Raw genomic sequence first — 25,201 nt, forward strand, 5'->3', positions numbered from 1 at the left:
AAACGATGAAAATTCTATAAAATTAAGAATTATTTGAAATTTAATGTAATCCTTTTAAAAAAATAGGCTTAAAAAAATTTCGTTCATTTCATTTTTCTAACTTTGCGCAAAAATAACGCCAAAAGTATTCATAACCAAATACAAGATGAATTTAGACCAAAGAATTAACGCTTTTGCGAAATTAGGAGACTTTTTAAGCCAGTTTACTTCTGAAAACTTTCAGAAAAAAGAAAATATAGAACACAATGAACTATTTTTTGATGGTTTTAAACATCAAATCAAACTAGCACAAGAACATAACGGTTGGTTTACTAAAAAAAACCTAATCTTTACTTTTAATAGTTGGTCCAAATCACTAGCGATTAGCAATTTAAAAAACTGGTTAGCAACGTATGACTTCCAGGAAGTAAATACACAGAAAGTAGCTATAATCATGGCGGGAAACATTCCTCTAGTAGGTTTTCATGATTTTCTATCTGTTTTAATTTCTGGACATGAAGTACTAGTAAAACAATCTAGTAACGACAAACATCTACTTCCTTTTATAGCAAAATATTTAGAACATGTAGAACCTGCTTTTAAAGGAAAAATAACGCTAACAGAACAAAAGCTAGAAAATTTTGATGCGGTTATAGCAACAGGAAGTGATAATACGGCGCGCTATTTTGAATACTATTTTAAAAACAAACCTTCTATTATTAGAAAAAACAGAAACTCTGTTGCCATTTTAACAGGAAACGAAACTGAAGAAGAATTAACCGCTTTATCGGAAGATATTTTTAGATACTACGGTTTAGGATGCAGAAACGTATCGAAGCTATTTGTACCAAAAGATTACGATTTTCAGCCCTTTTTTAAAGCGATGTATCCTTGGAATGCTATCATAAACGAAAGTAAGTACGCCAATAATTACGATTATAATAAAGCGGTATATTTAATGAGCGAATTTGATATGCTTGAAAATGGTTTTTTAATGATTAAAGAAGACACTAGTTTCGCTTCGCCAATCGCTACCGTTTTTTATGAATATTACGATAGCACAGAAGCACTCAAAACGTATATAGATACTAAAATAAACAATATTCAATGCATTGTATCTAATGGCTTTAACGAAAACGAAATAGTATTTGGTAAAACCCAACAACCAGAACTTTCCGATTATGCTGATGGTGAAGATACTATTGCATTTTTGTTAAAAATTTAGTGAATAATTATCATTTTAATAACATAATTCCCTTCAAAAATTAGCACCTTTGTAACTGTTTAAAAATAAAAATTTCCGGTTTCTCGGAAATGAAAAATAAATTTTTCAATGAAAAAACATAATTTTAGTGCAGGACCTAGTATTCTTCCGCAAGAAGTATTATTAAAAGCTTCAGAAGCTGTAATGGATTTCAACAATGATGGCTTATCCTTATTAGAAATATCACACAGAAGTAAATCTTTTGTAGATGTTATGGAAAAAGCAAGATCCTTAGCTTTAGAGCTTCTTGGATTAGAAGGCAAAGGCTACAAAGCTTTGTTTTTACAAGGTGGAGCAAGTACACAGTTTTTAATGGTTGCGCTAAATCTTTTAGAAAAAAGAGCTGCATATTTAAATACGGGAACTTGGAGTGATAAGGCGGTAAAAGAAGCCAAAATATATGATGATATTTTAGAAGTAGCTTCTTCCAAAGATGCTGGTTATAATTATATTCCTAAAGGATATGATATTCCTAGTGATCATGATTATTTTCATGTTACATCTAACAATACCATTTTTGGTACACAAATGAAATCTTTTCCAAACTCTCCTATTCCACTTGTTTGTGATATGAGTAGTGATATATTTTCAAGAACTTTAGATTTTTCTAAATTTGATTTAATATATGCTGGCGCACAAAAAAATATGGGACCAGCAGGAACTACTTTAGTGATTGTTAAAGAAGATGTTTTAGGAAAAGTATCTCGTAAAATTCCGTCCATGATGGATTATAAAGTACATATTAGTAAAAGCAGTATGTTTAATACACCTCCTGTTTTTGCAGTATACACATCTATGTTAACTCTAGAATGGTTAAAAAATCTTGGTGGTCTTAAGGCTATTGAAGAAATTAACGAAATGAAAGCTCGTGTCATGTATTCTGAAATAGATTTAAACCCGTTATTTAAAGGATATGCCAATAAAGAAGATCGTTCTAACATGAACGCAACCTTTACATTATCTAACCAAAATTTAAAAGAAACTTTTGAAACCATGCTTAATGAAGCAGGTATTAGTGGTTTAAATGGACATAGAAGTGTTGGTGGTTATAGAGCTTCCATGTACAACGCAATGCCTTTAGATAGTGTAAAAGCACTTGTAGAAGTAATGAGTGAATTAGAAACAAAAGCATAAAATAAATTTTAATGTAAAGTGGAAGTATAAATCGTTCAAACAACATTTAACTTTCAACTTTCAACATAATACATAAAAAATGAAAGTATTAGCAAATGACGGAATTTCTCAAAGTGGTGTAAAAGCCCTTGAAGAAGCAGGTTTTGAAGTTTTAACTACAACTGTAGCGCAAGAACAACTAATAAACTACATCAACACAAATAAAATTAGCACACTATTAGTAAGAAGTGCAACAACGGTACGCCAAGATTTAATTGATGCATGTCCAAGCTTAAAAATCATTGGTCGTGGTGGTGTTGGTATGGATAATATAGATGTGGAATATGCAAAAAGCAAAGGCTTACACGTAATTAATACGCCTGCTGCGTCTTCGCAATCTGTTGCCGAATTAGTATTCGCGCATCTTTATGGTGGCGTTCGTTTTTTACACGACTCGAACAGAAACATGCCATTGGATGGCGATTCTAAATTTAAAGCATTAAAGAAAAATTATGCTAAAGGTATTGAGTTACGTGGAAAAACAATAGGTATTATTGGATTTGGTCGTATTGGCCGTGAAGTGGCAAAAATAGCTTTAGGTGTTGGAATGAAAGTTATAGCTGCAGATAAATTTATTGATGAAGCTGATGTAAGTGTGGATTTCTTTGATGGACAGTCTGTTAAATTCAACATCGCTACACAATCTATGGAAGAAGTTTTAAAACATGCGGACTTTATTTCTTTACACGTTCCTGCACAAGACGGATATGTTATTGGGAAAGAACAATTTGATCTAATGAAAGATGGCGTTGGAATTGTAAATGCTGCTCGCGGAGGAGTTATAGACGAAGTTGCTTTAGTAGATGCTTTAGAATCTGGAAAAGTTGCTTTTGCTGGACTAGATACTTTTGAAAATGAGCCTACTCCTGCTATTCCCGTTTTAATGAATGGTAGAGTTTCTTTAACACCACATATTGGTGCTGCAACGAATGAAGCACAAGATAGAATTGGTACAGAATTAGCAGATCAAATCAAGAGATTACTTCATGACGATAAAAAATAACACTTCATCGGTGTTTTTTGAAATATTTTAAAAATCAAGTCTTAACAAAAACGTTAAGACTTTTTTTGTGTAATTTAGTAGTATATCTTTTGATATATAGCGATTCGTATTAATTAAAATAAAAAATAAAAATGTCAGGAATTCTAGACTTATTAAACAGTGACCTTGGTAAAACTATCATTAGTGGTGTATCAGGTTCTACAGGAACAGATCAAAACAAAACAAGTAGCGTATTAACAATGGCTTTACCTGTTTTAATGAAGGCTATGGAGCGTAACGCTTCTACACCTCAAGGTGCTGAAGGCTTAATGGGAGCTTTAAGTGGAAAACATAATGGAAGTATATTAGATAACCTTGGTGGTTTATTTGGTGGTGGAGTTGATGACGAAGTACTAAATGATGGAGACAAAATTTTAGGTCACGTTCTTGGAAACAAAAAACAAGGCGTTGAAAAAATTATTGGTGAAAAATCTGGTTTAGATGCTAGTTCTGTAGCCAACATATTAAAAGTAGCGGCACCAATTTTAATGGGTGTTTTAGGAAAACAAGCAAGTCAAAACAATGTAAGTTCGTCTAACGACTTAAGTGGTTTACTTGGTGGATTACTTGGTGGTAGTGAAGCTAAAGAAGAGCAAAGTTTCCTTGAAAAAATATTAGATGCAGATGGTGATGGTAGTGTAATTGATGATGTTGCAGGAATGGTATTAGGACAAGCAACAAAAGGAAAAGGTGGACTTGGTGGTTTACTCGGTGGACTTTTTGGAGGTAAATAAATAAAATTCTACATATTTTAACTTAAATGCCAAACGTTTGTTTGGCATTTTTTGTATTTTAATAGCAAACAAATTTTAAAATGAAATCCTTTCTTTACGCGATACTTGTATGTACATTATTAGTAGCTTGTAATTCAACGAAAAACAATAAAGTAGTTGAAGAAACAAAACCTAGTATAGAAAATGACACCATAACTATTAGTAACGAAGCGCTAGAATACGAAATAGTAATCATTGAAACCGGTTTTAGTTCTTGGTTTGCCACTAGAGCAAAACCAGAGGGCTTCTATTCCCAAGAGTATTTAGAAAATAAAAATCATCTTTTCGTAAATGCATGGAATACTCGAGTTCTTAATCCGAGTCTATACGATCCTAACCTGTATGAAATGAAAATAAACTATGAATACGGCACAGATTATGGCTACGATGTTAATTATAAACTCTATAACTATTTTATTTATTTTCAATTAAAATATAAACAAAAATTAGCAGGTTTTATCCCGAGAAATTAAACTGCGTTCTGTATTTTTGCATCGAAATTACATGCATGGAAAAATTTAAACAACGTTGGGAAATTCAAAAAAATTGGCAATTACTATTTCCTATACTTGGTTTATTAGTAACATTTTATTCGGCTTACCGACTTTCCAGTAGGTTTGCTAACGAACTTCATTTTAGTATTCAAATAGTATTAACTATTATTATTTCTTATGCACTAGTACGCTTTTTCCTGTTTCTTTTTACCAAAGTAGAGAATAGGTGGAAAGTAACGTATCGTTGGGAAATGATTGCTATATTCATTGTCTTTGCCTTAACCGGTTCTTCGTCTTTATTTGTAGGAAGGCCACTAATGAAATGGATAGGAATTACTAAAGAAAACCTAAACATATTTGTTTATTGGATCCTTTTTATTATCATTGGCCTAATTTTCTATCAAATATTATTAGTATTTTTTGGTTGGCTATTTGGTCAACATAAATTCTTTTGGGAATTTGAAAAAAAGATGATTAGACGATTTGGCTTAGGTCGATTTTTATAAAACATGAAACCCATTCAAGAACATAGCATCTTTAAATTTGTAACTATACTCCTCATAGTTACTATACTTATACCAAGTATAGTGAAGCTTGGTCATGTTTTTGAAAACCATAAACACGACGTTTGTACAGATAATTTAAGTCAAACACACTTACACACGCTAGATTTAGAATGTGAGTTTTATAAGTTTAAAGTAAATAGTTCTTTTGTTTTTCAGGCGCCAGCATTCCATTTAATTTATGTAGAAAACAATCATAAAGTACATACTTCACAATATCAATTTATTTCCGAATACCAACGCTTATCCTTTGCGTTACGTGGTCCGCCACAATTAGTTTAATGCCATTACACCAAATACTTTTTTAAGTAGTTGATTAAATTCGTTTCTATTTCCTTTATGTTTTTTTTATAAAACGTAATCAAAATATAGGCCCTATTTACTATCTTCTATTTTAATTATCTCTTGGTTTTAGAGCTGAAATTATTTCAGTAAAATTCACATTAAATTAATTAGTAAATGAAATCATTTATAAAAATATTTTTGCTTTTATTAGCAACAAACATATACGCACAAAACAGTATTAATGGTACTATTTTAAATAGCGAAACGAAAGAAGGAATCGCTTTTGCAAACATTTATTTCCCACAGCTAGAAAAAGGAACTACAACCAACGCAGATGGTATTTTCACTTTAAACAACTTACCAAACGGAAACTATAAAATTTTAGTTTCTTATGTTGGTTTCGAAACGTTCTCACAAACCATTACGCTTCCGCTAGAAGAAAATTTAGAGATTAATTTAAATGCTTCCGCAATAGAAATGGAAGAAGTTATTGTCTCTACTCCTTTTCACAAATTACAAAGTGAAAACGTAATGAAAGTCGAACAACGTAAAGTTTCCGACTTAAAGAAAAATGGCGCTATTAATCTATCACAGGGAATTACGAATATTCCTGGTGTAGAGGGCGTTTCCACAGGAATTAGTATTTCTAAACCCGTAATTCGAGGTCTAAGTTCCAATCGTGTTTTGGTATACACACAAGGAATAAGGCTTGAAAACCAGCAATTTGGTAGCGAACATGGTCTTGGCATTAGTGATGCAGGAATAGAAAGTGTAGAAGTTATAAAAGGTCCCGCTTCCCTACTCTATGGTAGTGATGCGCTTGGTGGTGTTTTATATTTAAATCCGGAACGATTTGCACAACAGAATGAAAGTGAAACCAATATCAATCTGCAATATTTTTCAAATACCGAAGGATTAAACACCAATTTAGGTTACAAAAGTTCTGGTGAACATTTTAAGTTTTTAATTAGAGGAAGTTTTGCCGAGCATGCAGACTATAAAACGGAATCGTATAGAGTTACCAATACACGTTTTAACGAAAAAGATTTGAAAGCTGCATTAGGTTATCAAGCGGTCAATTTTAAAACGGAATTACGTTATAACTTAAACGCTTCAAAGCTTGGGATTCCTGAAGAAATTGGAATTCAAAGTTTAAACAATTATCCGCTATTACCATATCAAGACCTAACAAATCATATTTTTAGTTCAAAATCTACACTCTTTTTTGAAAATTCTAGTTTAGATGTAAATCTTGGTTTTACATACAACGATAGAAAAGAATTTGAAGAAGAACACGATCATGAGGAAGCTGAGGAAGATCACGAAGAACACGAAGAGGAAGAAGAACATAACGATGAAGTTTTGCACCCTGCGTTACACATGAAGCTTAAAACCTTTAATTATGATGTTAAATATCACATGCCAAAATTAGGGAAATTTGAAACTATTGTTGGTATTCAAGGTATGAATCAAACCAACACGAATTATGGTGAAGAACAATTAATTCCAGATGCAACAACGAATGATTTTGGCGTATTAGCAACCTCTCATATTCATTTTGAAAAAGTGGATGTGCAATTAGGAGCACGTTATGATACTAGAAAAATAGATGTATTAGAAGGACTTAATAAAAACTTTAATAGCTTTAATGGTGCATTAGGATTTAAAACTAATCTTACAAAAAATGTAGTTGCTCGATTAAATGTAGCTTCCGGATTTAGAGCTCCAAACCTTGCTGAACTTACTTCAAATGGATCACATGAAGGAACAAACCGTTTTGAAATAGGAAACGAGAATTTAAATAACGAACAAAACTTTCAAACCGATTTAGCTTTAGAGTATAAAACAGACCATTTAGAGGTTTTTGCTAACGGATTTTATAATGTAATTAACGATTACATTTATTTATCTCCAAATGGTGAAACGATGAATGACGACCCTGTTTATCTGTATCTTCAAGAAGATGCTGCTTTATATGGAGGAGAAATTGGTTTACACATACATCCACATCCTTTAGATTGGTTACACATAGAAAGTAGTTTTGAAACCGTTACAGGAAAACAAAATAGCGGAGATTACCTACCATTAATTCCTGCAAATAAGATAAACAATACGCTACGCATAGAATACAATCTAAAACCTGTACAAAACGGAAATGCTTTTGTGACCTTAAGTACCGCTTTAGCACAAAAAAATACGAACATTTTTGAAACCGAAACTTCAGGATATAGTTTATTAAGTGCTGGATTTGGTGGAGAAATACACGTGTTTAAAAATGCTTTACAGTTTCAAATTACGGGAACTAATTTAACTAACAAAAAATATGTAAATCACTTATCTAGATTAAAACCAGATGGTATTTATGATATTGGAAGAAATTTTAGTTTCTCTGTGAGTTATACCTTGTAGCGTAAAAATTCAGGTTAAAAAAATGCACCTTTCTTTTAATAACAGAGAGGTGCATTTTTCAATAAACGAAATTAAGAATATCAGAAAAAATTATTCTGCATCTACTTCAATAATCGTTTCTTCCGGTTTTGTCTTTTTAAATATATGTGTATAAAGCCACATGATGGTAAACGTTGGAATAAAATCTAATCCGGGAATAGCTTCTTCAATAAAAGTAATAACTCCGGCTATTTTTCCAATTTCACCTTTATATAATCTTGTCATAATGTACCCAGAAAGTGGTGCCCAAACAATATCTATAAAAGGTATTAATCCTATTACATCTAATAAGATGCTTATTGCTAATAATTTGTATTTGTTTTTAATTTGTAAATTCATAGTACGTATATAGTAAACAAAAAAAGTGCCAAGATTAACGGACACTTAATTAGTATATTTTTTTTACTATAGGTTACGTGTAGCTTCTCTAAGAAAGCTTGGTGCTAATTAATTTTAAAAATTCGTTTCGTGTTTCAATTTTTTCAAATTGGCCTCTAAATCCAGAAGTTGTAGTTACCGAATTCTGCTTTTGCACACCACGCATCATCATACACATGTGAGAAGCTTCAATAACCACGGCAACTCCTTGCGGTTTTAATGTATCGTTAATACAGTCTAAAATTTGATGTGTTAAACGCTCTTGTACTTGCAATCGTCTCGCAAAAACATCTACAATTCTTGGTAATTTACTTAAACCAACAATTTGTCCGTTTGGTATGTATGCAATATGTGCTTTTCCGAAGAAAGGAAGTAAATGATGCTCGCATAACGAATACAATTCTATATCTTTTACAATTACCATATCCTTATAATCTTCTTTAAACATAGCGCTTTTAAGAATTTCCTCCGGACTTTGATCGTAACCTTGTGTTAAAAATTGCATTGCTTTAGCTGCACGTTCTGGAGTTTTAAGCAATCCATCGCGTTTCGTGTCTTCACCTAAATCTTCAATAATACTTTTAAATTGGTTTTTAAGACCTTCAGTAACTTCAATATTATACTCTTCAAATTGTTTGTATGGCATCTTATATGGATTAATGGTATAAAAATAAGCAAAAAAAATAAGTCGAAAAAAAACTTTTAAAATTCCGTTGGTACTTCTGTTCTCTGCATTTATCCATTTTTTTTTATAGACCTAATAATAAAGTGTATTTTTGGTTTCTTAAATTTACTGTAACATTCCTTTTTTTTTAATGTCTTTAAGTCATCAATCAAAAACTAAACACATCACCAAATGAGACATTTAATCCTCCTTTTACTTGCAATGGTTACTGCTATTACTTTGCAAGCCCAAGAAAAAAAGTCATTACACATTTTAAGAACAGAACAAGCACCAAAAATTGATGCCGTTTTAGACGATGCTGCATGGCAAAATGCAGAAGTAGCTAGAAACTTTACTCAAATTAGACCAGATGCTGGAGCAGCAGAAAAGGCGCATCAAAAAACAGAGGTTAAAGTTACCTATAACGATAATGCTATCTTTTTTGCTGCTTATTTACACGACGTTCCAGAAGATATTATTAAACAATTTTCCCAACGTGATAATTTTGGGATTTCCGATTTCTTCGGAATTATTTTAAACCCGAATAACGATGCACAAAACGATGTCGAGTTTTTCATTTTCCCAACAGGTAACCAAGCAGATGCTATTGCAAACCCAACCATTGGAGAAGACTTTGGATGGAATGCCGTTTGGGAGAGCGCAACTAAAATTGTAGATGATGGCTGGATCGTTGAAGTGAAAATTCCATATTCCGCTTTGCGTTTTTCTAATCAGAAAGTGCAAACTTGGGGATTACAATTTCATAGAAGATTTAGAACAGACAACTCCCAATATACATGGAATCCTGTAGATGTTACCAAAGGTTATATCGGTTTATATAATGGTGAAATTAAAGGAATTGAAAACATTGAACCTCCTACTCGATTAAGTTTTTATCCTTTTGCTTCTGCAACATACAATTCAAAAAACAGTCCGGATTATGGTGTTGGTATGGATGTTAAATACGGAATTAGTGAAAACTTTACTTTAGATGCAACACTAATTCCAGATTTTAGCCAAGCTGGTTTTGATGATGTACAATTAAATTTAGGTCCGTTTGAACAACAGTTTTCCGAGCAAAGACAATTCTTTACGGAAGGTGTCGATCTATTTTCTAAAGGAAACTTATTCTATTCTCGAAGAATTGGAAATGCGCCTACTGGAGAAGTTGCATTAAGTGAGGATGAAGAATTAATAGACAACCCTCAAAAAGTGAATATGCTTAATGCTATTAAGGTTTCGGGTAGAACCAAAAATGGTTTAGGTATTGGTGTTTTTAATGCCATTACCGAAAAAACAAAAGCACAAATAAAAGATAATGTTACTAATGCTATACGTGAAGAAGTTGTAGAGCCTTTGGCGAATTATAACATTCTTGTTGTAGACCAACAGTTTAATAAAAACTCTTCGGTAAGTTTAATTAATACTAATGTTACTAGAAATGGACATGCAAGAGATGCCAATGTAACCGGTTTACTATTAGATCTTGTCAATAAAAATAATACCTATGGTTTTATTGCTCAAGTAAAAAGAAGTGCTATAAACCTTCCGGATGCAAACAATCAAGTTGGTTATAGCAGTAGAATCGGCTTTGGAAAAAATAGTGGTAAGTATCGTTTTTCTGTAGAACATGAAGCTGTCGATAAAAAATACGATATCAACGATATGGGAATTTTATTCAGAAATAACTTCAGTAATTTTTATGCTAACGGAAGCTATAGAATTTTTGAACCTACAAAAAGACTAAATAGCTTTCAATTATACGTTAACGCCAATGTAAGCTACTTGTTTAAACCACATACATATACCGGTAAAAATTTTAATGTAAATTTTAGCGGAAACTTAAAAAAGAGCTTAATGGACTTTGGCGCTTATGTTGCCATACAACCTGGAAAACAATATGACTATTTTGGACCAAGAGCAAAAAATCGTTATTTTATTTCTGAAGACTGGCTGAATATGAACGGATGGATTTCATCGAACTACAACAAAACCTTTGCTTTAGATGCTAGTTTAGGTTATGAAACCCTTTTTGAAAGCGGAAGAGATTACACGAGCTATTTCTTTAGCATAGAACCTCGTTTAAAACTTGGGGATAAGTTTATCATGCAATATTCATTTAATTATGATATGGAAAAGAAAGAGCGTGGTTATATAGAGACTCTGGATAATAATGATATTATATATGGGCAACGCGATCAAGAAACAATAATTAATAGTATTTCAGGAAGTTATAATTTCAACTCCTTTCATGCTTTAAACTTAACCTTTAGAAACTACTGGAGTACGGTAACTTATGAAGATGACTTATATGCATTACAAGAAAATGGAAGATTAAATCAAGACGATGGTTATGTAAAAGCAGATGTAGAGAATCCCGATGTTAATTTTGATACTTGGAATTTAGACTTATCGTATTCTTGGCAATTTGCTCCTGGAAGTCAGCTAACTGCATTGTACAGAAATCAATTACTTAACTTTTCTAATGCTTCCAAAGAGGACTATTTTGCAAGTTTAGACGATTTGTTTCAAGAAGATATTAATCATACTTTTTCTCTTAGAATGGTTTATTTTATAGATTATAATAATGTAAAAAACATCTTTAAATCGAAACCTAAAAACATTTAAAGTTGCTGGATTAAGCATAAAGTAGTACTTTCATAGCTTGATAAAAAGATAATGATTCAAGCCAAAAATATTCATAAATATTACGAAGATTTACACGTGTTAAAAGGTGTAAATCTTCATATTAAAAAAGGAGAAATTGTATCTATTGTTGGTGCTTCTGGAGCAGGAAAAACAACCCTTTTACAAATTCTTGGAACTCTCGATAAAGCTTCCAAAAAAGAAGAAACCATATTTAAGATTAAAGAAACGGATATTACTTCTTTAAGCGATAAGGCTTTGGCTAAGTTTAGAAACCATAATATTGGTTTTATCTTTCAGTTTCATCAATTATTACCAGAATTTACAGCTTTAGAAAACGTTTGTATCCCTGCTTTTATTAAAGGAACAAAACCTGCGGAAGCTGAAAAACGAGCGAAAGAACTTTTAGATTTTCTAGGGCTATCACATAGATACAAACACAAACCTAATGAACTTTCTGGAGGCGAACAACAACGTGTTGCGGTTGCTAGAGCTTTGGTTAATAATCCGGATTTAATTTTTGCAGATGAACCTTCGGGAAATTTAGATAGCGCCTCTGCCGAAAACTTGCATAATCTCTTTTTTAAGCTACGTGATGAGTTTGGACAAACCTTTGTAATTGTTACCCATAACGAAGAATTAGCAGATATGGCGGATAGAAAACTGACTATGGTAGATGGGAAGATAGTTGACAGTATTTAGTAAGCAGTGTTCAGTATTCCGTGTTCCGTGTATAAAACAAGAAGCCTATTCGTATACGAAACTGTCCCTTCGAAACTTTTTTTGGAATTTGAAATTATATAATTAGTATGCTACTAATCCTCCTTTCTTGGTTTTATATTCTTGCAATAAGTAGCATTATTGGAGTACACATAAACCGTATTTTACAATTAAAAAAACAGGATAGCGTAATAACTATCTTTTTTGGTTTTTTCGGAGTTACTCTACTTGCTAGTATTTGGGCAATTCCATTTGCTATTAATGCGTCCTTTCAAATTGTTTTACTATTAATCACAAGTGCTTTAGCATTTATAAATCGTAAAGAAATAGTTGCTTTTTGGTACCAATTAAAAACAAAATTACTTGCGCTTTCTACCTTTTTTAAAATACTTTTAACGGTTATTAGTATCCTTATTTTAGCCCAAAGTGCTTCTCCTCCATTTGTTATAGATAACGAATCGTATTACATACAAACCATTAAATGGCTTAATGAATTTGGTTTTGTAAATGGTTTGGTAAATCTACACGTTTTTCTTGGCCAAACTTCTGGTTGGCACATTTTACAAAGTGCTTTTAATTTTAGCTTTATTTACAACCGCTTTAATGATTTAAGCGCTTTAGCATTACTACTTGGTAATGTCTATGCTATTTTTAGACTGCATGATTATATCTCAAAAAAAGACACTTCAAAAGAAAATCTCATCTTTGGGTTGTTCCCAATAGCTAATGTTTTTTTCTTTCAATTTATATCTGCGCCATCACCAGATATTGCTATTTATGTTTTAAATTTTATCCTTTTACATCAGTTTATACTATGCTATTCTAGTTATACAAAACAGGCTTTTCTTACCGTTGTAATGCTTTCGTTTTTTATGATTTTTATAAAACTAACTGCTTTACCATTTTGCATTTTTGCATTCGTATTATATAAGCACTATTTCATATTTACAAGAAGCACGACCTCTATTATTGTTTTATTTGGAAGCCTAACGCTATTCCTATTTGCTATTAAAAATATAATAGTAACGGGTAATTTAATGTTCCCTTTACAAGGAATAGAAAGTTTAAAAACGTCTTGGAGTTTACCAGAAAGTGTAGAAACCTATTTTGTGAATTACACCAAACCTTATGCCTATCATTTAACTGCGGAAGCTTTTGAAAAGGCATCATACTTTACAAAACTAAAAAGCTGGTTACTAGCTCCTAGTTTGCATGGTGTTTTTAATAAATTAATGATACTACTTTTGGCTGTGATTCCATTTATTATAGCGAAATCAAAAGAGCGAAAAGCGTATTATATTATTTATAGTGTTGCAGTAATCACGATGGTTTTTCTAATACTAACTTCGCCACAATATCGCTTCTTCTTTCCGTTTATATTGTGTTTTAGTTTACTCATAGTTTCCCATGTCTTGATGGCTAAAAAAAGCATTCAAGTCGTTATCGTTATGTCTGTGGTACTTGCAGCTATACCATTGCTTTTTAAGATAAATAATGAGCAAATTAGCAATAATAAACAGCTTGCCGTTTCTAGTACTTTTTCTTCGGAATACCTTATAACACCATATAAAAATTCTAAATATTCAGAAGAATATAAAAGCATACAATTAGAAAACATAAGCATCAATACACCCTCAAATATGGACTTCTTTTGGGGAACAGGAGATATTCCGTTGCCTGCTTTAAACCAAGAACAATTAGACTTCTTTAAAATGTATTTCAAAGTAATTCCGCAACAGCGAACGGAAGATTTAAAAGATGGATTTTATAGTAAGCATTTAGAATAACATATAGTTTGCTTAACTCCCTTTCTTCCTATATTTGTTTTTGTCAAACGGAAATTCATTCACCTCTTAAAATAAGAAGAGAGCTACTTCTTTAGTGACATTTAGATAAAGTAAGGAGGAGGAAGATTTTTATTCAAAAAATATTAGAACACCACGCAACCAAAAGCAAAAACTTGCATCTATTATAAAAACAAAACGCATGATTAAGAAGATCTTTCAATCTTTTGCCTTTTTTGCCCTTTTGCAAGTTCTTATTTTTTCCTGTTGTACAGAAGATTATAACCTGTATTATGAGTCTCTATATTTTACTGCAGAAGATGCAGTAGATGGCGATACAACCACAGTAACATCAGAAGATTTAGTGTTAAATTTTGATAATTTATTTGAGTATGTAGTTGCTTCCAATTTTAAAGAATTAAAAAAGTTTTCGAATACAGCTTATGCAACTAGTTGTGATGAAAACTATACTTTAAAAGAGCATGTTTCTGAAATTATAATTACCGCAAACCAGGATATTTTGGGTATTGTTGCAGGAAATTCATTAAACAACAAACTCTCTTATAAAAATCCAGAAACGCTAGAAAATGAACCTATAGAAAATGTTATTACTATTTTAAATGACGGAAACGGATATAATTATAACAGAAAAGATTTTGTTTTAAACGAAGCTATAGCAGAAGGTACAACACTTGCATTTACTATTAAAATTACCATGGAAGAAAATGGAAGAATGCTAGAAGCATCAACCGAAACTATTACAATAGAATAAGTATCTTTGCTTGGTGAAAAAACTAAACCAAAAAGAGCTCAAAGAATTCTTAGATGCCAAAGTCGTAGAATACAATAATGTGAAATTTATTGACAGCGATCCTATTCAAATCCCGCATGAATTTTTTAAAAAAGAAGATATCGAAATTGCTGGTTTTTTAACAGCTACTATTGCTTGGGGAAATAGAAAAAGCATCAATAAAAATGCAAAACGAATGATGCAAATGCTAGATCATACTCCTCATGATTTTATAGTGAATCATCAAGAAAGCGATTTAGAAAAACTAGAACCTTTTGTACATAGAACTTTCAATGGCTTAGACTTTATAACCTTTGTGAAAGCTTTGCAGCATATCTACAAAACGCATAACGGTTTAGAAGCTGTATTTGCTAATCATTTAGAAAACGGTTCGTTACAGAAGGCTATTCATCACTTTAAACAAACTTTTTTTGAAATAGAACATTTACAAAGAACACAAAAGCATGTTAGCGATCCACTTAAAGGTTCTGCTGCAAAGCGTATAAACATGTTTTTACGTTGGATGGTTAGAAACGATAATGCTGGAGTAGATTTTGGTGTTTGGCAAAGCATCTCTCCTAGCCTTTTATCTTGTCCGCTAGATGTACACTCTGGAAATGTTGCAAGAAAACTTGGGATACTTAATCGCAAACAAAATGATGCAAAAGCTTTATTAGAACTAGATACTGCTTTACGTAAATTAGATCCTAAAGATCCTGTAAAATATGATTTTGCTTTATTTGGACTTGGTGTTTTTGAAGGCTTTTAAATTACTTTCTATTTCTTTTAAACTTTTTGTATAAAACAACGTTTAACTTGTCTTGGCTTTCATATACTTTTCCGCTAAAACCGATACATTCCCCTTCTTTTAAATAGAATTTATCTTCATTTTTTAGTCTATAACCTCCATTTGGATACATCATAGTTCCGTTGTTCAACTTTATAATTTTCTCTAGCAAAACGATTTCTCCATTCTCATGTTTAAAAACTTTTCCGTTTACGGAAACACAAAAATTAGCATCTACAATTTCCTTTTTATCTTGAGAAAAAAGACTTCCGGTAGTAAAAAGCATCAGGATGAATAACAAAAAAATATTTTTCATAATATTAGAAAATGGATTAATAGCCTTATAAATATAGTATTTTTTCTATTCAACCTAAACATTTACTTAATGTATTCTTAAAAAAAAGGATTACAATTATAGAACTTAAAAAAAATAAGATACTTTTACTTATTAGGTTTAAATAATTCATAAAACTCCCTGTTAAACCAATTATTAAATGATAGAGCCCAAATTACCTGATAATGAAATTGAACGCCTTAAATGCGTTAAAGAATCTGGATTACTAGATACTTTACCAGAAAGCGATTTCGATAATATTACAGAGCTTGTAGCTGCAATATGTAATGTACCTATTTCTTTAATTACGTTATTAGATGCGGATAGAAATTTTTTAAAATCACATCATGGTATAAATATATCAGAATCCCCGAGGTCCATTTCTTTTTGCGGACATGCTATTTTACAAGAAGAAGATATTTTTATAGTTGAAGACTCTAGAAAAGACAAACGTTTTCAGGGTAACCCACTAATAGAAGGCTTTAAAGCCATTTTTTATGCTGGAGTACCTTTACGAAATCCAGAAGGTTTGGCTTTAGGTACTTTGTGTGTTTATGATCATGAACCAAGAAAATTAACTAAAGCCCAAATGGCAGCATTAGTTTCTTTAGGAAAACAAGTCATGCGTTTATTTGAATTACGAAAAAAGAACGACCAATTACAAAGTCTGCAAGAGGAACTTAATAATAGAAATAACCATTTAAAAAGTTTTGCAAGTCATGTTTCACACGATTTAAAATCACCATTAGCAAATATTAGTTCTTTAACCGAATTATTAAAAGAAGAAAACATAAATACACTATCTAAAGATTCTAAACAATACATTGATTACATTGAAGAATCTGCGGAAACATTAAGAGATTATATTGATGGTATTTTAATGCACTATAAAGCAGATGACCTTGTAAATAAGGAGTTTGAAGATGTTTCAATACCTAAGCTATTTGAAAAGATAAAATCTATTCTAATGCTTAAAGATACTAATTTCAAATACACAAAAGAAGGTTTTATACAGAATCAAAATGTAGCAGCAATCACGCAAATACTTCTTAATTTGGTGGATAATGCCATTAAATATAATAACAAACCAGAACCTTTAATTTCGTTACATTTTTCTAGTACAGAAAGCGAATATATTTTTAGCGTTACCGATAATGGAAACGGTATTGAAGCAGAAAAACAGAAAGATATCTTTAACCTTTTTAGTACTGCAGAAACCACAGATATACGAGGGAAAAAGGGAACAGGAATTGGTTTATACACAGTAAAAACGCTTGTAGAAAAACTTGGAGGATCTATTCAACTAGAATCTAAGCCCGAAAAAGGAAGTACATTCACTTTTTCCATTGCAAAATAAAAAAACGCCAGATACAATTTGTATCTGGCATTTTTAGTTATTCTTAATCTCTATATAAAGAGATTTATTTCTTTACAAAAAGATTTATTATCCTTTTAACCAAGCCTTACGTAAATTATTTTGTGCTTCTGTAGCATCCGCTTTTGGTTGTAACTTTTCACCAGAAGTATAAGATTGTGTAAGTGTAGTTTTAATAATCACTTCTTCTCCATTTCTATCTAAAACAACGTTTATTTCTTTACCTGGTTGCCATGCATACATACCTCCAATAATTTGTTGTGCAGAAGCCATAGTTAATGCTACGCCATCCACAGATTTCAAAACGTCACCAGCTTTTACACCATTATCATTCCAGAAGCTATTGTTTGCAACTGCAGGAGAAAACGCAATAGTTTGCGTTTCTCTGTTTGGAGCAAAAATAAATTCGCCATCATTTTGAATGTAGTTTGTTTTTACTTTACTTTCTTCAAATGCTAATCCTACTTTAGCAAAAAACGCATTGTAGTCAATTGGTGTTGTACCTTCCACATGTGTCGTTAAAAATGCACCTACAGATGGATATGTCATTGCTGTAATTTCTTCAATAATAGTATCATCATTAAAAGGTTTGTTTTTTCCGTATTTAGCAGAAAGTTCTTTCATTAAAGAAAGCATACTTCTGTTTCCGTTACTTTCTTCACGCATTAAGATATCTATACACATACCAATTAAAGCACCTTTCATGTACACATTGTAATATTGTGGCGCATATGGCTCGTCTAATACGTTTTCACTCATTTTAGTAAAACTCATCGTATCGTTCATGTTAGCAGCAGTTTTAATTTTGCTTAACATAGTAGTATAAAATTCGTCTTCTGTCATTAAACCTTCATATACTTGAAAGTGTTGTGCAAAATATTCTGTTACACCTTCATACATCCATAAATGTTTAGAGAATGTTGGTTGGTCATAATCAAAATAATGTACATCATCACTATGTACACTTAAAGGGGTTACAATATGAAAAAACTCATGTGCTACAACGTCTGTCATACTTTTAGCTAAACCTTCAGCAGGAGAACTTTCTGGCATTACTACCATTGTAGATGTATGATGCTCTAAAGCTCCAAATCCTTTAGGTGAATCTTCTTTACCTTCACTTAAATACAAGAAAATATCATAACGAGGTGTTGCATTCACATCTCCTAAATATGCTTTTTGCGCTTGCATCATGTTAAACATTGTTTCTTTAAGCGAAGCCGCTGTGTGCACTTTGTTTGGAGAATATACACTTAATACTACTTTTATATCACCTACTTGAAATTCTTCAACATCTAGATCCCCATAAAACATTGGATTATCTGTAATATCAAAATAACGTGGTGCAAAATAGCTCGTAGTCGAAGTACTACCATCTTTACTTGTTGCTGTTCCTACTTCTTGAATTGCAGAAGAACGTTTAAAAGTTGCTGGTGCAGTTACATCTAATTTATATTGTGCGTTTTTTAACGAGTCAAAATAACCAACAAAACCATGTAAATTTAATACGTAGTTTGTAGATTCAATATTCGTTCCTGCTGGTGAAAAAGGATTTTCTCCTCCAATTCCTCCAGAGCTTTCTGTATCAAAAGTATCATTAACATAATATGTAATCTTGTCTAGGTTTGTTGCATTTGCAATGGTCCAAGAATTATCATCTAATTTAGTAGTCGCTATTTCATTCCCTTTGTAATCAAAAGCTTTAAAGTCGTCTACATACTTTCCAAAATCACTAACAGAATACGTACCTTGAACTACTCTAGGCAATCTATACGTTACCGTTTCTACAGTAAAACGTCCTGGATTAATAGTTACTGGAACTTTGTCATTAACAACTTTAGTTAAATCTAAAGCAGTTTCAATTGCTGTACTTGTTGCTAAATCATTGGATCCCGTTTTAGTAGAAGTTCCACAAGCGACTAACAATGTGCTTAAGCCAATAACGGCTAATACTTTTTTCATAAATTAATATTTTAATATTCCCTCTTTTAGGAGAAATTGGTTTGAGTTTGCTTAATTGACGCTCAAAAATACAATGTGTTACAATTTAATTCCTTAACTTTTTGTTAAAATAAGAGAAGTTACAAGTCCTTGAAGTGCCTAAAGTATTTAAAGTTAAACCTAATATAAAAAATAGTACCTTCAAAACATTTCAAACTCTAAGTGCTAATAACTATAAATACTTCTAACTTAAAACCTATATTAGCTAGATGCAAAATCCTCTCATTAGTATTATCACTCCTTTTAAAAATACCGAAGTTTTTTTATCCGATTGCATCGATTCTATACTCCAACAAAGCTATACCAATTGGGAATTACTTATTGTAGATGATAGTTCTTCGGATGCGAGCTATAAACTGGTAGAAACCTATGCTAAATTAGATGCTAGAATAAAACTTTTTAAAAATAATGGCGAAGGCATTATAGACGCACTACAACTTGCTTTTAAAAATAGTAAAGGAACCTATATTACTAGAATGGATAGTGATGATATTATGCATGAAGACAAATTGCAAATTATGATACATAGTTTACTTGAAAGCGGAAAACAACACGTTGCCGTCGGATTGGTAAAGTATTTTAGTGACGAAGGCATTAGCAATGGTTATGCACGATATGAAACCTGGCTGAATGACCTAACTATAAAAGGAAGTAATTATTCTGAAATCTATAAAGAATGCGTAATTCCTTCTCCTTGTTGGATGTTACATCGGGAAGATTTTATTACAGCGGATGCTTTTAATCCGAGTCGTTATCCTGAGGATTATGATTTAACATTCCGGTTTTACAAACATAATTTCAAATGTATTCCATGTAATCAAGTACTGCATCAATGGCGAGATTATAGCACCAGAACTTCTAGAACACACGAGCATTATGCACAAAATTATTTTCTAGATATCAAATTGCATTACTTTTTAGAATTGGATTATGATACTAAAAGACCAATCACTATTTGGGGAGCAGGAACCAAAGGAAAAAATATTGCCAAAGCTTTAATTGAAAAGGAAATTCCTTTTTATTGGATTTGCGATAACCAGAAGAAAATTGGCAAACATATTTACAATCAAGAATTGCATAATTTTGAATACTTAAAACAAATTGAAAATCCGCAATGTATCGTTACCGTTGCTAATCACGAAGCACAGAAAGAAATAACAGCCTATTTTAATACCCATGAAATGAAACCTATGATCGATTATTTTTTCTTTTGTTAACTTTTAGCTGAAACAAATAATCTGTCATGAATCCACTAATATTTTTTTTATAACATTTTACAATAAATTCGCAAAAAAACATTCGTGTATTCGTCACGAAAAAAACTTTTAAATTCACAATCATTTTTTATCTTTGACCAATCTAAAATAATATGCAGTTTAAACACCCAGAAATTCTTTACGCATTATTTGCACTGCTTATTCCTATTATTGTCCATTTATTTCAGCTTCGTAAGTTTCAAATTGAAAAGTTTACCAACGTTGCTTTTTTAAAGAAAGTAAATCTACAAACGCGTAAAAGTGCGATTCTAAAAAAATGGCTAACCTTATTAACCAGGCTACTTCTACTAGCAGCAGCAATTATTGCTTTTGCACAACCTTATACTTCTAAAACTAATAGTTTAACTACTAAAGCAGAAACGGTTATTTATTTAGACAATAGTTTTAGCTTACAAGCAAAAGGCGCACAAGGAGAATTACTTAAAAGAGCAATTCAAGATGTACTTACAGAAGTTCCAGAAGACGAAAGTATATCGATTATCACCAATAATCAAACCTTTAAAAACACGACTATAAAGGCTATTAAAAATGATTTATTACAATTGGATTATGCTCCAAATCAATTAAATTATGATGCTGTACTTTTAAAAAGTAAAACGTTATTCAGTAAAGAAAACAGCATTAAGAACTTGGTTTTTATATCTGATTTTCAAGAAAAGGAAAACCGTTTCAACCCAAAAACAGACTCTTTAATTAAAGTGCATGCTGTAGCTTTAAAACCAGTAAATACGAATAATATTTCTGTAGATAGTGTCTACATTTCAAAAACTACTGCAACGAATATAGATATTAGTGTGCGATTAAAAAACACAGGAATTGCTCTAGATAACATTCCCATTTCTTTATTAAACAATGGAAAACTCATTGCAAAAACAGCCGTTGCTATACAAGGAGAAGCTACTGCAAATTTTACGATTCCTGCAAATGAAAGTATTCTTGGCGAAATCACGATAGAAGACACACAGCTTCAATTTGATAATAGCTTATTTTTTAATATCAATAAAGCTGCAAAAATTAATGTACTAAGTATTGATAATGCGAACGATTCGTATTTAAAACGAATTTTTACAGAAAGCGAATTCAACTATACCAGCACCAAAGAGAATCAATTGAATTATAGTGTTTTTGAAAAACAAAACCTTATTATTCTAAACGAATTAAGAGAGATACCAAATGCACTTTCTACTGCACTTGCAGCTTTTACAGATACTGGAGGATTTCTAATTGTTATTCCTAATGAAGAGAGCACGCTTTCCTCCTACAATAATTTATTATTGCAATCTGGATTAGCTTTTAACGCTAAAAATACTTCCGAAAAAAAGATAACAACGATTAATTATTCGCATCCTTTATACACGAATGTTTTTGATAAACGTGTGGCTAATTTTCAGTATCCGAAAGTAAATAGCTATTATACGTTTCAAACAGAAAATGCTTCCAAAGTATTACAATTTGAAGATGCTAAATCCTTTCTAGCAAATAACAAAAATGTATTTGTATTTGCTTCCGCTTTAAACAGTAAAAACTCCAATTTTAAAAATTCGCCTTTAATTGTACCTACCTTTTATAATATTGCGAAACGTAGTTTACAGATTCCTAAATTATATTACACTATTGGAAAACAAAATAACTATGATGTTACTGTAAAGCTGCAGCAAGATGATATTCTTTCGTTATCTAAGTCGGAAATAAATATGATTCCGCAGCAGCAATATTTTAATAATAAGGTTTCTATAACTACGAACGAAACACCAAACGAAGCTGGAATTTATTCCATAAAAAACAAAACCGAAAGCATAGAAAACGTAAGCTATAACTTAGATAGAGCCGAAAGCAATTTGGTATATCAAGACCTTAGCACCCTTAAAAATATAACTACAAGTAATTCGATAACCCAATTATTTAACACTTTAAAAAGTGACTCTAAAATTAACGAGCTATGGAAATGGTTTGTTATTTTTGCATTGGTATTTTTGGTTATTGAAATGCTACTCTTAAAATATTTGAAATGAACGTACTCCTAAAATCTGCTACAATTATAGACTCTAAAAGCGAGTTTCATAATACGGTTCAAGATATTTTAATAGAAAAAGGTGTGATTAGCAAAATTGCTAAAGACATTAAAAATACTGCCAATTATAAAGAAATACATCTAGAAAATTTACACATATCCCAAGGATGGTTTGATAGTAGTGTTTGTTTTGGTGAACCAGGATTTGAAGACAGAGAAACTATAAACAACGGTTTACAAACTGCTGCGCTTTCTGGATTTACAACGGTTGCCATGAATGCGAACACAGAACCTATTTTAGATTCTAGTTCAGACATTGCATTTGTAATTAGCAAAGCACAACATCATGCGGTAAAATTATTACCCATTGGTGCTTTAACTAAAGACAGTAAAGGGGAGCATCTTGCAGAAATGTTTGATATGAAAAATACTGGCGCCTGCGCTTTTCAAGATTATAAAAAGCCCATTGCAAATGCCAATATGCTAAAAATCGCCTTACAATATGCTAGTAATTTTGATGCTTTGGTGTACTCCTATCCAGAAGATAAATCTATTAGCAGAAATGGTGTTGTAAACGAAAATATTACAAGTACGACTTTAGGTTTAAAAGGAAATCCGAATCTTGCCGAAGCCTTGCAAGTAGCTCGTGATTTGTTTTTATTGGAATATACGGACGGAAAATTACATATTCCTACTATTTCTACTACAGAAGCGGTAGACCTTATTCGAGAAGCGAAAAAGAAAAAATTAGACGTCAGCTGTAGCGTTGCAATTCACAATCTATTTTTTACAGACGAAGTTTTAACCGATTTTGACACCAATTATAAAGTACAACCACCTTTACGAATTCAAAAAGATGTAGACGCTTTAATGGAAGGCGTAAAAGATGGTACTATCGATTTGGTTACCAGTGATCATAATCCGTTAAACATTGAACTTAAAAATATTGAGTTCGATTATGCTGACTACGGAACTATTGGTTTAGAAAGCGCTTTCGCTGCATTAAACACGTTATTCTCTGTAAAGAAAACGGTAAGTATTTTAACGAAAGGAAAAGAACGATTCGGACAAGAAAGCATAACAATTTCCGAAGGAAATAAAATAAACGCAAGTTTGTTTAATCCGAATGGTAAATTTACTTTCGAAAAATCGAATATACTTTCAAAATCTAAAAACAGTATATTTTTAAATACGCCCTTAAAAGGAAGTGTTTATGGTATTATTGCAAATAATAAAATGATTCTTAAATAATGACAGAACAAACCATTGAAGAAGGAAAAAAATTAGCCATTGTAGCGTACATCACCATATTTGGTCCTATAATAGCTTATTTTTTAAACAACGATAAAAAAAACGATTTCTCTTCCTTTCATATTAGACAAGGACTAGGTTTATGGATTATGTTTTTATTGCTAGGAAGAGTCATTAATTCTTTTGATAGCTGGCCAATCACCTCTAGTTTTTGGGTGTTTTTTGCTGTATTATTTGTTTATGGTATATCTTCTGCTATTTCTGGTAAAATGCAACAAGTGCCATTAGTTGGTGGCTTCTTTCAAAAATTATTCGCAAATATTGGTAAACCTGAATCTAATTAATAATGACTACACAGAACCTTTCCCTTCATCATATCATTCGTGAATCTTCTTTAAAAGAAAACGCGCCGCTACTTATTCTACTTCATGGTTATGGAAGCGACGAAAACGACTTGTTTTCTTTTGCTGCCGAATTACCGGAAGAGTTATTTATAATTTCTGTAAGAGCTCCTCAAGCCATGCAACCTTATGGTAACGCTTGGTACACTATCAATTTTGATGCTACTGGAGCAAAATGGAGTGATGATGAAGAAGCAAAACAATCGAGAGATCTTATTGCAAAATTTATAGATGAAGCAATTGCTAACTATCCTGTAAATAAAGATAATGTATCGCTTTTAGGATTTAGTCAAGGAACTATTTTAAGTTATGGTGTAGCATTAACCTATCCAGAAAAAGTGAAAAACATCATCGCTTTAAGTGGTTATATAAATCCTGCAATTTTACCAGAAGATGTAGAAACTAAAGACTATTCTGGTCTTAACTTCTATTGTTCTCATGGTAGTGTAGATCAAGTTATTCCTGTAGATTGGGCTAGAAAAGCACCTATATTTTTAAAATCTTTAAACATAAAACATGAGTATAGTGAATTTCCTGTTGGTCATGGTGTTGCTCCTCAAAATTTCTATGCTTTAAAAGAATGGTTAGCGGATAAAATATAAATACCAATAATCTGATTAATGTCTAGTCCTAAATAATCAATACAGATTATTAAAGATTAAAAATAATTAATTAAACCTGAACAATAGATTTATTGTTCAGGTTTTTTGATTTATATGTTTTTCTTTTTAGAATATTTTGTTGATGCATTTTCTCAGGTG

23 protein-coding genes are annotated in these 25,201 nt (G+C 31.6%); 19 read left to right on the forward strand and 4 right to left on the reverse strand.

All coding sequences use genetic code 11. From position 1 onward, the window contains the following. Positions 1–145: 145 nt before the first annotated feature. From ACVCXO_RS14355 to ACVCXO_RS14390, 8 genes are all read left to right on the forward strand, one after another. A complete protein-coding gene (locus ACVCXO_RS14355) occupies positions 146–1,204 on the forward strand; it encodes an acyl-CoA reductase (protein ID WP_452230280.1) in 1,059 nt (352 codons plus the stop codon). Between the two features lie 108 nt (positions 1,205–1,312). After that, on the forward strand, positions 1,313–2,377 hold the full coding sequence (serC, locus tag ACVCXO_RS14360) for a 3-phosphoserine/phosphohydroxythreonine transaminase (protein WP_452230281.1): 1,065 nt from the start codon (positions 1,313–1,315) through the stop codon (positions 2,375–2,377). Positions 2,378–2,456: 79 nt separating this feature from the next. Further along, positions 2,457–3,419, forward strand: a complete 963-nt coding sequence (locus ACVCXO_RS14365) for a D-2-hydroxyacid dehydrogenase (protein ID WP_452230282.1) — start codon at positions 2,457–2,459, stop codon at positions 3,417–3,419. 131 nt (positions 3,420–3,550) lie between these two features. Then, on the forward strand, positions 3,551–4,192 hold the full coding sequence (locus ACVCXO_RS14370) for a DUF937 domain-containing protein (RefSeq protein ID WP_452230283.1): 642 nt from the start codon (positions 3,551–3,553) through the stop codon (positions 4,190–4,192). Positions 4,193–4,272: 80 nt separating this feature from the next. Then, positions 4,273–4,704: a DUF6146 family protein gene (locus ACVCXO_RS14375; RefSeq protein WP_452230284.1), complete on the forward strand. Its 432-nt coding sequence runs from the start codon at positions 4,273–4,275 to the stop codon at positions 4,702–4,704. Between the two features lie 35 nt (positions 4,705–4,739). Beyond that, entirely contained in the window at positions 4,740–5,231 is a 492-nt protein-coding gene (locus tag ACVCXO_RS14380; RefSeq protein ID WP_452230285.1) for a DUF6787 family protein, read from the forward strand. Between the two features lie 3 nt (positions 5,232–5,234). Continuing rightward, positions 5,235–5,570, forward strand: coding sequence for a hypothetical protein (locus tag ACVCXO_RS14385; RefSeq protein ID WP_452230286.1), 336 nt, complete (start codon positions 5,235–5,237; stop codon positions 5,568–5,570). Between the two features lie 177 nt (positions 5,571–5,747). Beyond that, complete coding sequence (locus ACVCXO_RS14390; RefSeq protein ID WP_452230287.1) at positions 5,748–7,982, forward strand: TonB-dependent receptor; 2,235 nt, start codon at positions 5,748–5,750, stop codon at positions 7,980–7,982. Between the two features lie 90 nt (positions 7,983–8,072). On the opposite strand, the gene ACVCXO_RS14395 is transcribed toward ACVCXO_RS14390, so the two are convergent. Next, positions 8,073–8,360, reverse strand: a complete 288-nt coding sequence (locus ACVCXO_RS14395; RefSeq protein ID WP_452230288.1) for a hypothetical protein — start codon at positions 8,358–8,360, stop codon at positions 8,073–8,075. Positions 8,361–8,448: 88 nt separating this feature from the next. Continuing rightward, positions 8,449–9,045 (reverse strand): GTP cyclohydrolase I FolE, encoded by a 597-nt coding sequence (gene folE / locus ACVCXO_RS14400; protein WP_452230289.1) that lies wholly within the window; start codon positions 9,043–9,045, stop codon positions 8,449–8,451. A gap of 210 nt (positions 9,046–9,255) precedes the next feature. Between folE and ACVCXO_RS14405 the strand changes: the two genes are divergently transcribed. From ACVCXO_RS14405 to ACVCXO_RS14425, 5 genes are all read left to right on the forward strand, one after another. After that, a complete protein-coding gene (locus ACVCXO_RS14405; RefSeq protein WP_452230290.1) occupies positions 9,256–11,691 on the forward strand; it encodes a DUF5916 domain-containing protein in 2,436 nt (811 codons plus the stop codon). Positions 11,692–11,742: 51 nt separating this feature from the next. Beyond that, positions 11,743–12,411 (forward strand): ABC transporter ATP-binding protein, encoded by a 669-nt coding sequence (locus tag ACVCXO_RS14410; protein ID WP_452230291.1) that lies wholly within the window; start codon positions 11,743–11,745, stop codon positions 12,409–12,411. A 107-nt stretch (positions 12,412–12,518) separates the two neighbouring features. Beyond that, on the forward strand, positions 12,519–14,216 hold the full coding sequence (locus tag ACVCXO_RS14415) for an LIC_10190 family membrane protein (protein WP_452230292.1): 1,698 nt from the start codon (positions 12,519–12,521) through the stop codon (positions 14,214–14,216). A gap of 199 nt (positions 14,217–14,415) precedes the next feature. Beyond that, on the forward strand, positions 14,416–14,985 hold the full coding sequence (locus ACVCXO_RS14420) for a hypothetical protein (protein WP_452230293.1): 570 nt from the start codon (positions 14,416–14,418) through the stop codon (positions 14,983–14,985). Positions 14,986–14,998: 13 nt separating this feature from the next. Continuing rightward, complete coding sequence (locus tag ACVCXO_RS14425) at positions 14,999–15,772, forward strand: TIGR02757 family protein (RefSeq protein WP_452230294.1); 774 nt, start codon at positions 14,999–15,001, stop codon at positions 15,770–15,772. Position 15,773: 1 nt separating this feature from the next. Here ACVCXO_RS14425 and ACVCXO_RS14430 read toward each other — a convergent pair whose 3' ends face one another. After that, positions 15,774–16,106 (reverse strand): DUF6799 domain-containing protein, encoded by a 333-nt coding sequence (locus ACVCXO_RS14430; protein WP_452230295.1) that lies wholly within the window; start codon positions 16,104–16,106, stop codon positions 15,774–15,776. Positions 16,107–16,284: 178 nt separating this feature from the next. Between ACVCXO_RS14430 and ACVCXO_RS14435 the strand changes: the two genes are divergently transcribed. Then, a complete protein-coding gene (locus ACVCXO_RS14435; RefSeq protein ID WP_452230296.1) occupies positions 16,285–17,481 on the forward strand; it encodes a sensor histidine kinase in 1,197 nt (398 codons plus the stop codon). Positions 17,482–17,568: 87 nt separating this feature from the next. Here the strand turns inward: ACVCXO_RS14435 and ACVCXO_RS14440 are convergent, their stop codons facing one another. Beyond that, the gene (locus ACVCXO_RS14440; RefSeq protein WP_452230297.1) at positions 17,569–19,461 is read right to left on the reverse strand and encodes a M61 family metallopeptidase; all 1,893 of its coding nucleotides are present in this window, start codon (positions 19,459–19,461) and stop codon (positions 17,569–17,571) included. Between the two features lie 248 nt (positions 19,462–19,709). Here ACVCXO_RS14440 and ACVCXO_RS14445 point away from each other — a divergent pair, with 248 nt between their 5' ends. From ACVCXO_RS14445 to ACVCXO_RS14465, 5 genes are all read left to right on the forward strand, one after another. After that, positions 19,710–20,717 carry a glycosyltransferase family 2 protein gene (locus tag ACVCXO_RS14445; protein WP_452230298.1) on the forward strand — a complete coding sequence of 336 codons (1,008 nt, stop codon included), beginning with the start codon at positions 19,710–19,712 and terminating at the stop codon, positions 20,715–20,717. 152 nt (positions 20,718–20,869) lie between these two features. After that, entirely contained in the window at positions 20,870–22,789 is a 1,920-nt protein-coding gene (locus ACVCXO_RS14450; RefSeq protein WP_452230299.1) for a BatA domain-containing protein, read from the forward strand. Continuing rightward, on the forward strand, positions 22,786–24,039 hold the full coding sequence (locus ACVCXO_RS14455) for a dihydroorotase (protein ID WP_452230300.1): 1,254 nt from the start codon (positions 22,786–22,788) through the stop codon (positions 24,037–24,039). Before ACVCXO_RS14450 ends, ACVCXO_RS14455 begins: the two co-directional genes overlap by 4 nt. After that, positions 24,039–24,383, forward strand: coding sequence for a hypothetical protein (locus ACVCXO_RS14460; protein WP_452230301.1), 345 nt, complete (start codon positions 24,039–24,041; stop codon positions 24,381–24,383). The genes ACVCXO_RS14455 and ACVCXO_RS14460 overlap by 1 nt, the downstream gene beginning before the upstream one ends. Before the next feature lie 2 nt (positions 24,384–24,385). Beyond that, on the forward strand, positions 24,386–25,042 hold the full coding sequence (locus ACVCXO_RS14465; protein ID WP_452230302.1) for an alpha/beta hydrolase: 657 nt from the start codon (positions 24,386–24,388) through the stop codon (positions 25,040–25,042). The last annotated feature ends 159 nt before the right edge of the window (positions 25,043–25,201 follow it).

This window comes from Lacinutrix sp. MEBiC02404 (genome assembly GCF_053601575.1).